At 55.6% G+C, this 9,064-nt stretch carries 8 protein-coding genes; 5 read left to right on the top strand and 3 right to left on the bottom strand.

Annotated elements, in window-relative coordinates:
• Nucleotides 1-875, bottom strand: an 875-nt coding sequence (locus HMPREF2554_RS02505; protein ID WP_246825975.1) for a pentapeptide repeat-containing protein, incomplete at its 3' end; no start/stop codon positions are given.
• Between the two features lie 447 nt (nucleotides 876-1,322).
• On the opposite strand from HMPREF2554_RS02505, the gene dnaK reads away from it, so the two are divergent.
• From dnaK to HMPREF2554_RS02485, 4 genes are all read left to right on the top strand, one after another.
• Nucleotides 1,323-3,173, top strand: coding sequence for a molecular chaperone DnaK (dnaK, locus tag HMPREF2554_RS02500; RefSeq protein WP_004006017.1), 1,851 nt, complete (start codon nucleotides 1,323-1,325; stop codon nucleotides 3,171-3,173).
• Between the two features lie 2 nt (nucleotides 3,174-3,175).
• Entirely contained in the window at nucleotides 3,176-3,751 is a 576-nt protein-coding gene (locus HMPREF2554_RS02495; protein ID WP_070553848.1) for a nucleotide exchange factor GrpE, read from the top strand.
• Nucleotides 3,752-3,951: 200 nt separating this feature from the next.
• Nucleotides 3,952-4,992: a DnaJ C-terminal domain-containing protein gene (locus tag HMPREF2554_RS02490; protein WP_070553846.1), complete on the top strand. Its 1,041-nt coding sequence runs from the start codon at nucleotides 3,952-3,954 to the stop codon at nucleotides 4,990-4,992.
• Between the two features lie 3 nt (nucleotides 4,993-4,995).
• A complete protein-coding gene (locus tag HMPREF2554_RS02485; RefSeq protein ID WP_070553845.1) occupies nucleotides 4,996-5,445 on the top strand; it encodes a heat shock protein transcriptional repressor HspR in 450 nt (149 codons plus the stop codon).
• 249 nt (nucleotides 5,446-5,694) lie between these two features.
• Here the strand turns inward: HMPREF2554_RS02485 and trmB are convergent, their stop codons facing one another.
• Both trmB and HMPREF2554_RS02475 read right to left on the bottom strand, forming a co-directional pair.
• On the bottom strand, nucleotides 5,695-6,513 hold the full coding sequence (trmB, locus tag HMPREF2554_RS02480) for a tRNA (guanosine(46)-N7)-methyltransferase TrmB (protein ID WP_070553865.1): 819 nt from the start codon (nucleotides 6,511-6,513) through the stop codon (nucleotides 5,695-5,697).
• Between the two features lie 124 nt (nucleotides 6,514-6,637).
• Nucleotides 6,638-7,042 carry a hypothetical protein gene (locus HMPREF2554_RS02475; RefSeq protein ID WP_070553843.1) on the bottom strand — a complete coding sequence of 135 codons (405 nt, stop codon included), beginning with the start codon at nucleotides 7,040-7,042 and terminating at the stop codon, nucleotides 6,638-6,640.
• Between the two features lie 333 nt (nucleotides 7,043-7,375).
• Here HMPREF2554_RS02475 and HMPREF2554_RS02470 point away from each other — a divergent pair, with 333 nt between their 5' ends.
• Nucleotides 7,376-8,911: an amino acid permease gene (locus HMPREF2554_RS02470; protein WP_371326182.1), complete on the top strand. Its 1,536-nt coding sequence runs from the start codon at nucleotides 7,376-7,378 to the stop codon at nucleotides 8,909-8,911.
• Nucleotides 8,912-9,064: the final 153 nt, after the last annotated feature.

Here is a 9,064-nt window from a genome sequence, read left to right as displayed (position 1 = left end):
TCGGAGAAGTCAGCCTCGGTGAATCTCGCCTCGGTAAAATTCAAGGAACCATCAAAGTGGCTACGTGTGAAATCGGTAAAGTAGAAGAAATAGGCATTTGAGAAGTCATAATCAAAATATGACCAAGGGACTAGTCCTTCATTATTGTGTAAATGCTCACGCATTTCTTTGATAATGCTTTGACGTATCTGGCGTTCTTCTTCTAATGCGGATTTTTCTTGGGTAAAGGAACGCTTGTCTGAATCAAACTTTTCTTTATCTCCGTCGAAATCTTTTTGTAGATCTTTTGCGTAGGGTTTATCTAGTTGCTCAGTACGTTCTGCAAGAAGGAAAGGTGATCGGATATACGCGCAGAGATTGTTAATAATGACCTGACCTTCTTTGTGGCGTTCCTCAGTATTGGGGATGGTCTTTTCATCTGCTAGCCATTCATCCACCAGCCCTACGAGAGTGTAGACGCCGCCAAGGCGGATAGAGACTTTATCGTTGGAAAGTTGCTCAATTGCTGTAGTGTACCGACTACGCCGTTCAGCGTGTACCTGTCGTATATGATCCTGTTCATTTTTGGCCTTTTCAAGACTATTCTTGCGGTGATTTTCACCTAAGGTAATAACACCTAAGACTCCACCAGTGGTGTAGATAAGCATCTGACGCAGCGCTGCACCGTCACCGTCCTTACCGAAATCGGCAGTAATAGCCAGTGGGAAGAGGAAAGCCCAAGCCCCACCAAGAACAGCGAGTACACTAATCCATACGTAGAACATTCTTAGCCATTTGGGTTTCTTGCGGTATCTCGCAATATGGAGAATCAAAAGTGCCAAGACTAGGATGCTGGTAACAAGACAGAGAATATTCTTTGCATTCTCAGGGCTCATTGAATTCAAACCTTCCTTCAACCTAGAGCAAATACTTACCTTCCATCATAGGGCTAGGGTGACCGCATCTGTCGGAATTACCGTTGCTAACCTCATATATTTCGCAGCGTAGAGATGAAATGCCTGTATCCAGGTAAGTTATCGCCCCAAATAACCCCTAATTTCCGCCTAGTTCTGCCCCAAAACCATCAGCACATCACCCCTTGTCACCTACTCCTAACCCTCATCCACTTCAAAAAGTTGAGTCTTTTTCACTCAAGTCTGTTGACATCCACCCAAACATATGTAAAACTTGAGTACATGAGGCTCAAGGGGTCACTCACCGGGCAGCATCCCAGCACATCTTCACCGTGCATGCGCTCGGTCTAAAACCCCTTACGCCCCGAAGATTTAACCAAGGAACCCGCCTCGCCAAGAAGCGGGGCATAACACTAAGGAGTACAAAACATGGCACGTGCAGTTGGTATTGACCTCGGCACCACTAACTCGGTCGTATCCACTCTTGAAGGTGGCGAACCGGAAGTTATCCCTAACGCTGAAGGTGCCCGCACCACCCCCTCCGTGGTCGCATTCTCCAAGGATGGCGACGTTCTGGTGGGCAGCGTAGCAAAGCGCCAGGCGGTCACTAACGTTGACCGCACCATCTCGTCCGTCAAGCGCCACATGGGCACCGACTGGACAACGGAAATTGACGGCAAGAAATACACCCCGCAGGAAATTTCCGCACGTATTCTGCAGAAGCTCAAGAACGATGCTGAAGCATACTTGAACGACAAGGTGACCGATGCGGTTATCACCGTTCCCGCATACTTCAACGACGCTGAGCGCCAGGCCACCAAGGAAGCCGGCGAAATCGCGGGTCTGAACGTTCTGCGTATTGTGAACGAGCCGACCGCAGCTGCACTGGCTTACGGTCTGGACAAGGGTAAAGAAGACGAACTGATTCTGGTCTTCGACCTTGGCGGCGGTACCTTCGACGTCTCCCTGCTTGAAGTTGGCAAGGATGAAGATGGCTTCTCCACCATTCAGGTGCGCGCAACCAGCGGCGACAACCGTCTGGGTGGTGACGACTGGGATCAGCGCATTGTGAATTGGCTGCTTGAGCAGGTCAAGTCCAAGACCGGCGCAGACCTCTCCAAAGACAAGATTGCTCTGCAGCGTCTGCAGGAGGCAGCTGAGCAGGCTAAGAAGGAGCTCTCCAGCGCATCCAGCACCAACATTTCGCTGCAGTACCTCTCGGTAACCCCTGAGGGCCCGATTCACCTGGACGAGAAGCTCTCTCGCGCAAAGTTCGAGGATCTCACCAGCGATCTGCTCGAACGCACCAAGAAGCCCTTCCAAGACGTTATTAAGGAAGCAGGCATCAAGGTTTCGGATATTTCCGAGGTTGTGCTCGTGGGTGGTTCCACCCGTATGCCCGCCGTGGCTAACCTGGTGAAGGAACTTACCGGCCGCGAACCCAACAAGGGTGTTAACCCCGATGAGGTTGTGGCAATGGGTGCAGCCCTGCAGGCAGGCGTGCTCAAGGGCGACCGTAAGGATGTTCTGCTGATCGACGTGACCCCGCTGTCCCTCGGTATCGAAACTAAGGGTGGCGTGATGACCAAGCTGATCGAGCGCAACACCGCTATTCCGACCAAGCGTTCTGAGACCTTCACGACCGCTGAAGACAACCAGCCTTCCGTGTCGATTCAGGTGTTCCAGGGTGAGCGCGAATTCACCCGCGACAACAAGAACCTGGGTACCTTCGAGCTGACCGGTATCGCCCCCGCACCGCGCGGCGTACCCCAGATTGAGGTCACCTTCGATATTGACGCCAACGGCATTGTGCACGTCTCCGCAAAGGACAAGGGCACCGGTGCTGAGCAGTCCATGACCATTACCGGCGGTACCTCCCTCTCGAAGGAAGACATTGACCGCATGGTCAAGGATGCTGAGGCTCACGCAGAGCAGGATAAGGCACGCCGCGAGGCAGCCGACACCCGCAACGCGGCAGAGTCCGTGGCATACTCCGTCGATAAGCTCTTGAAGGAGAACGGCGAGAAGCTGCCCGAAGACGTCAAGACTGAGGTTCAGGGCGATGTCGATGAGCTCAAGAAGGCCCTTGAAGGCGATGATGACGATGCCGTGAAGTCTGCTCTTGAGAAGCTGCAGGCATCCCAGACCAAGCTGGGCGAGGCTCTGTATGCTTCCGCGCAGGCAGAGGCTAACGCAGACTCCGCTTCTTCCTCCAAGGAAGATGACGAAGATGTGGTAGATGCCGAGGTTATCGACGAGGACGAAGACGAGAAGAAGTAATCATGGCTGAACACGAGAACACTGCGGGCGACCCGCTGGAGGAGGCATTCAACGCCCCCGCCGCCGAGGGGCACCCCCAGGCTGAGGAAACCCCTGTCGCAACCGATCAGGCTGCGGCGGGGGAAACCCCCGAGCCGAGCGAGGAAGCGCCCTCAGAGGATGCGAAACTCGCGGCAGAACGCCTGGACAGTCTGCTTCGCTTGCAGGCGGAGTTCACGAACTTCAAGAACCGTGCCGCCCGCGAGAAGGAACAGCTGCGGTCCTTCGTGACGAGCGATATTGTGAAGCTGCTTCTGCCGGTACTCGACGATATTGACGCCGCACGCAAGCACGGCGACCTGCAGGAAGGTCCCTTCGCTGCAATCGCCGCCAAACTTGAGGATTCTCTCAAGAAGGAAGGCGTGGAACGTTTCGGCGAGGTGGGCGAGCCCTTCGACCCGAATATTCACGAGGCGGTGCTCCAGCAGCCAACTGGCGAGGTAGAACCGGACCACATTGCGATGGTTCTGCGATACGGGTACCGCGTGAATGATCGCGTGGTGCGCACCGCCCAGGTTGCGGTGGCTGTCGCCGAGTAAACGCTCCGTAGAGCACACAACGGGCGGGTTCTTGAGGAATTGAGAACCCGCCCGTTTGCCGTATATTTCCGCGGTTTTCTGCGGGATTTCTCTTCCAAAATTGAGTCTAGTAGACTAAACTTTATATAGGATAAAAAACTAAGGTTGTGCCCACGGTAGGGCGTTACAAGAATCCCGTACGACGGGGAAGGAGAACTTAAATGGCAAGCGAAAACTGGCTGTCAGAAGACTTTTACAAAACGCTCGGCGTGAAAGAAGACGCCTCTGAATCTGATATTAAAAAGGCCTACCGCAAGCTCTCACGCAAATATCACCCGGACCTAAACCCCGGGAACGAGGCAGCGGAGAAGAAATTCAAGGAAGTCTCCGAAGCCTACGATGTGCTCTCGGATAAGAAACAGCGCGAAGAATACGACCAGATTCGTAAATACGGTGCCGCAGGGTTCGCCAATGGCGGTTTCGGAGGCGGCGCATCCGGGTTTGGCGGTGCCGGTGGTTTCGGTGGATTTAACGGCCAAAACGTGCACTTTACGACCAGTGGTGGTGCCGAAGGTATCAACATTGAGGACCTGCTCGGCGGACTCTTCGGTGGCGGCGCTGGCGGCGCGGGCGGTTCACGCCGTACCGCCGGGTTCACGAGTGCCGACTTTGGGGATGCCACCGGGTTCGGAGGCGCTCAAGGCTTCGGCGGTGGGCGCCAGCATACTCCGCAGGACAACAACCTTTCCACTAGCACGCGCATTACCCTGCCGCAGTCGTACACGGGCACCAAGGCGACCGTGTTCCTGCCGGACGGTACGAGTACTGAGGCGCGCATCCCGGCGGGTGTGAAGGACGGGCAGAAAGTGCGTGTGCGTGGTAAGGGACGCCCCGGCACCGGCGGCGATCTGATCGTGACCGTGCGTGTCTCGGATGACCCGCACTACAGCCGCGAAGGAAACAACCTGGTGCTGCGTGCCCCCGTGACCCTAGAGGAAGCCGTCAACGGCGGTGTGCTGGAAGTACCCGTACCCGGCGGTAAAACCGTCAAACTGCGGCTGACTCCCGGCAGCGTGGGTCGTAAACTGCGTGCGAAAGGACGCGGGTTCAAAACTAAGTCAGGCACCGGCGACCTGCTGGTGATCCCTGAGGTGCACCTGCCGCAGAACCTGAGCGATGAGGCGAAGGAAGCCTTCGAGAAATTCATTGCCCTGGCACCGCAGGAGAACCCCCGTGAGGACCTTTTGAAGAAAGTTAGGTAGCTTATGAGCACTCAAACTAAGCCATCGTCTGCCTACAGCGCCGACAGGCCGGTTTTTGTGATTTCGGTGGCGGCGGAGCTGGCGGGCATGCACCCACAGACGCTCCGCCAATACGACCGCCTGGGGCTGGTGCAGCCTTCGCGTGCGCCGGGAAAAGCCAGGCGCTATTCGCAGCGCGATGTGGATTTACTTCAGCGTATTCAGCAGCTCTCGCAGGAAGGCGTTTCGCTTGAGGGAATCCGCCGGATTATTGAACTTGAAGAGATGGTGGAGGAACACCAGGAGCACATCGCCCGCCTACAGGCCCAGCTTGAGGAGGCGCACGCCAAGTTAGGGCTGGCGGAACGAGTGTTCGCAGCCAGCACCCGCGGGGATGTGGTGAATATCCAGCGGGGTCAGCGCCCGGCGCCACGTAAACGCTCCTCAGCGGTGGTGCTATACCGGCAGAAATAGTTTTACCGTGGGTGGTTCTCAACCAACGACAACGTAACGTGACATGCTAGCTTAGCCATGTGCCTACTTCACCCTTTACGAGTGTTAGACGGGCGGCGCGCCTGACCTGACCACGGCGTAAGCCTTTTCGGGGCAACGATATCCTTTGCCTATATGCGAGTTGTCGGAGGTAACGCAGTGAAGCGAATACGCCTCCGACTGTTTGAGCAAGGGCAAAGTGGTATCGTTGCCCTTTCCCTAGCAGATAATTTATTTACGCCTGTACGTCAGGTCGTGGGCGCGGCGACCCGCCTCACGAGCCTTCCTCTCAAAGCTAGTCAGGATGCGCCCTTCCCAGCGCGGCGCCCACCCGCCGACGGGGTCGTCTTCGGTAGCGCCTTCACCGGCATGCAGATTCTCGAAATCGGGGTGCGCCTCCATAACATCGCGCATCACGTAGGCGTATTCTTCCCAGTCGGTGGCTAGGCGCCAGATTCCGCCGGGTTTGAGCACGCGCGCAACCTTGTCAGCAAAAGCGGGGGAGACCAGGCGGCGTTTGTGGTGGCGTGACTTGTGCCAAGGGTCGGGGAAGAAAACCCAGAGCTCATCAACCGAATTTTCTTCCAGCATGTTATCGAGCAGTTCGGGGGCGTTAGCCTGAGCGACGCGCACATTCTCAACCCCGGCCTGCCCCATCTTGAGCAGCAGATCCGCAATGCCGGGGGTATAGACCTCAACGGCAAGGAAGTTTGCTTCGGGCATTTCGGAGGCGCGGTGCACGATTGCTTCGCCCAGCCCGGAACCGATCTCGACCACCTGGTAGGCTTCACGCCCGTAGATTGTGACCGGGTCGAAGGTGGCTTCGGGGGCTACAGAGGTATCTGCCCGCAGCCGGGGTATGTCGAGCACATGGGTTTGGGAGTAGGTGTCCCACGCTTTTTGGCGGCGCGAGGTCAGGCGGTCGCCACGGCGCACGAAGGAGTAGGGCTGGCGGAAGAACTCGGGCGGTACCGTTTTCTTCTCGGGCGTCTGGGGCGCATCGGCGTTAGCTGATGCGGCGGTCTGTGCATTCTGCTCTTGAGATGACATACCTATCAGGATAACGTAGCGGCGCGCGGAGGGAGGCACTGTTAAAAATTTCGGGAGCAGTTTTTCATTTTAATGAAGAAACTGCCCCCGCTTTTGCTGTACGACCGCGAAGTCGCCGTGCAGGCTACTTCTTCTTGCCGGAGAACAGCAACGCCAGACCCGCGCCGAGAATCACGATGTTGTTGGCGAGCTGCTGCCCATCCTGGGTGGGGCGGAATGCGCTATCGTGCATGTCGGGGTTGCGGAAGTACATGGTCATGAGGTTGGCGCCAAAGGCCGTCAGACCCGCGCCCGCCAGACGGCTGGGGATGAAAGGAGTCAGCAGGGTGGCGCCGAGCGCGGTTTCCGAGTAGGAAATAAGTTTGCCGAAGGTTTTGGGATCGAGCTTGGCGACGGCGGGCACACCTGATGCCGCCATCTGCTGCAGATATGCGTAGGTACCTTCGTCGGCGCCGAGTTTCTTGATGCCTGCATCGAGTATAAGCGCGCCGGTAGTGAGACGCAGTGCAACATTTGATAGTTTACCCATGAGTGAGTGTCCTCCTGATGTTTTGTGATGAGATGAGTGATGCGGTGTTTCCGCACCGGGCATTGCAATTGTAGCGGCAAACCTCAGGAAAGTTTATTTAATCGTAAAGTTTTAACATAATTTTTGCGGTAAGCATTATTTTCAGCGTTTTAGCGGGGGAGAGCGCTGGCTGAGAGAAGCATCGTCGGCGTGTCGCCACCCCCAGATAGCATAGGCATAGCCAAGGTTCATGCGAGGTATGCATCTTTTGCGGGTAGAATTCTGTGTAGTCATGGCGTAACGATGCGATTTTCCGTGAGCTGCGCTTACGCGAAAAAGTCCGAACGTATCGCTATGCCCCGAGGGTTAGGGATTCCTGCTGAGGTTGTAGCCCGCAGGGCAGAGCACACACAGAAAAGAGGAATAGTGACACAGCGGCCTTCCAAGCATACAGTTACCGAGAATGAGAGTTCCACGGGTGAAGAGAGCCTGCAGCGTGGATTAAGTTACAGGCATATCCAGCTCATCGCTATCGGCGGTGCAATTGGTACGGGGTTATTTCTAGGATCGGCGAAGACTATTTCGCTGACGGGCCCTTCCATCGTATTTGTCTATGCGATTATTGGCATCATTATCTATTTTGTGCTGCGTGCGATGGGCGAGATTCTGCTGTCGAACCCTAAGTACAAGTCATTTACCGATTTCGTATCTGATATTTTGGGTACTCGCGCGGGCTTTTTCGTCGGCTGGTCGTACTGGTTCTTCTGGGTGACCACGGGTATTGCGGATGTGCTGGCGATTACGGATTACACGCATTACTGGTTCCCCGAGCTGCCCTCATTTATTCCTGCACTTATTGTGATCGGGGCGCTGTTGGCACTGAACCTGCCGTCGGTGAAAAACTTCGGTGAGATCGAGTTCTGGTTCGCCATGGTTAAGATCGTGTCGATTCTGGCGCTTATTGCCGTGGGTGCCGTGATGGTCGTGTTCGGGTTTACGAGCCCGGATGGAACGGTCGCCTCCATCACGCACCTGTGGGATCGTCCGGGGCCATCGGGCAACGGCGTGTTTATTCACGGTCTGACGGGTTTCTTAGGTTCGTTCCAGATTGCGCTGTTCGCGTTCGTGGGCGCTGAACTGGTGGGCACCGCCGTGGCAGAGACGAAGAGCCCCGAACGTACCCTGCCGCGCGCGATTAACGCTGTGCCGTTCCGCATGGTGCTGTTCTATGTGCTGCCGCTGTCGGCGATTCTTGCGGTGACCCCCTGGGATAAACTCGACCTTAATATGAGCCCTTTCGTGGGGATGTTCTCACTGGCAGGCGTGTCAATTGCCGCCTCGCTCATTAACTTTGTGGTGCTGACCTCGGCAACGTCTTCGGCGAACTCAGGTATTTTTTCGACTTCACGTATGGTGTATGGACTGGCAGAGGAGGGGAATGCGCCTTCCTTCCTGAAGAAGCTCTCAAAAAATGGCGTGCCCACGAACGCCCTGTACCTGACGACGGTTCTTCTGCTCTTTAGCCTGGTGATGCTGGCGTTTGGGCGTGAGCTTCTGGAAGCGTTTACTGTCGTGACTTCGGTGGCCTCAATTATGGGTATTTTCACGTGGTCGATGATTCTGGTGTCGTACCTGGTATACCGCAAGAAGTTCCCTAAACGGCATGAAGCCTCGCAGTATAAGATGCCGTTCGGTCGCACGATGAGCTGGGTTGGTTTAGTGTTCTTCGCTTTGATGATCTACGCCCTGAGTTTGCAGCCAGAAACCGGGTTGGCTCTGGCGCTCAGCCCTATCTGGTTTATCGGCATCGAGCTTGGGTACGAGATTATGGTGCGCCGTCATGCGCGTAAGCGCCTTCTTGCGGAGTCGGCGCGGGCGGAATCTGAGTAGCGAGTCTTATTTATTCCTTATTAGCGGGCGGGATGCGGCACGTATAGAAAACGTGTGGCATCCCGCCCGCTGTATCTTATGGGGCGATGGCATACGGCATGTACCAGAACAGACCCCAGTATGTATAGATATTCTTAAATTTGTATAGAAATC

The organism is Rothia sp. HMSC071F11, from assembly GCF_001809115.1.
GTDB classification, from domain to species: domain Bacteria; phylum Actinomycetota; class Actinomycetes; order Actinomycetales; family Micrococcaceae; genus Rothia; species Rothia dentocariosa.
This window is presented reverse-complemented; position numbering and strand designations above follow the sequence as displayed.

What these genes read in the sequence shown, in the direction of transcription:
- dnaK (WP_004006017.1), top strand. Translation starts at nt 1,323, where the DNA reads ATGGCACGTGCAGTTGGTATTGACCTCGGCACCACTAACTCGGTCGTA.
- HMPREF2554_RS02495 (WP_070553848.1), top strand. Translation starts at nt 3,176, where the DNA reads ATGGCTGAACACGAGAACACTGCGGGCGACCCGCTGGAGGAGGCATTC.
- HMPREF2554_RS02490 (WP_070553846.1), top strand. Translation starts at nt 3,952, where the DNA reads ATGGCAAGCGAAAACTGGCTGTCAGAAGACTTTTACAAAACGCTCGGC.
- HMPREF2554_RS02485 (WP_070553845.1), top strand. Translation starts at nt 4,996, where the DNA reads ATGAGCACTCAAACTAAGCCATCGTCTGCCTACAGCGCCGACAGGCCG.
- trmB (WP_070553865.1), bottom strand. Translation starts at nt 6,513, where the DNA reads ATGTCATCTCAAGAGCAGAATGCACAGACCGCCGCATCAGCTAACGCC.
- HMPREF2554_RS02475 (WP_070553843.1), bottom strand. Translation starts at nt 7,042, where the DNA reads ATGGGTAAACTATCAAATGTTGCACTGCGTCTCACTACCGGCGCGCTT.
- HMPREF2554_RS02470 (WP_371326182.1), top strand. Translation starts at nt 7,376, where the DNA reads ATGCCCCGAGGGTTAGGGATTCCTGCTGAGGTTGTAGCCCGCAGGGCA.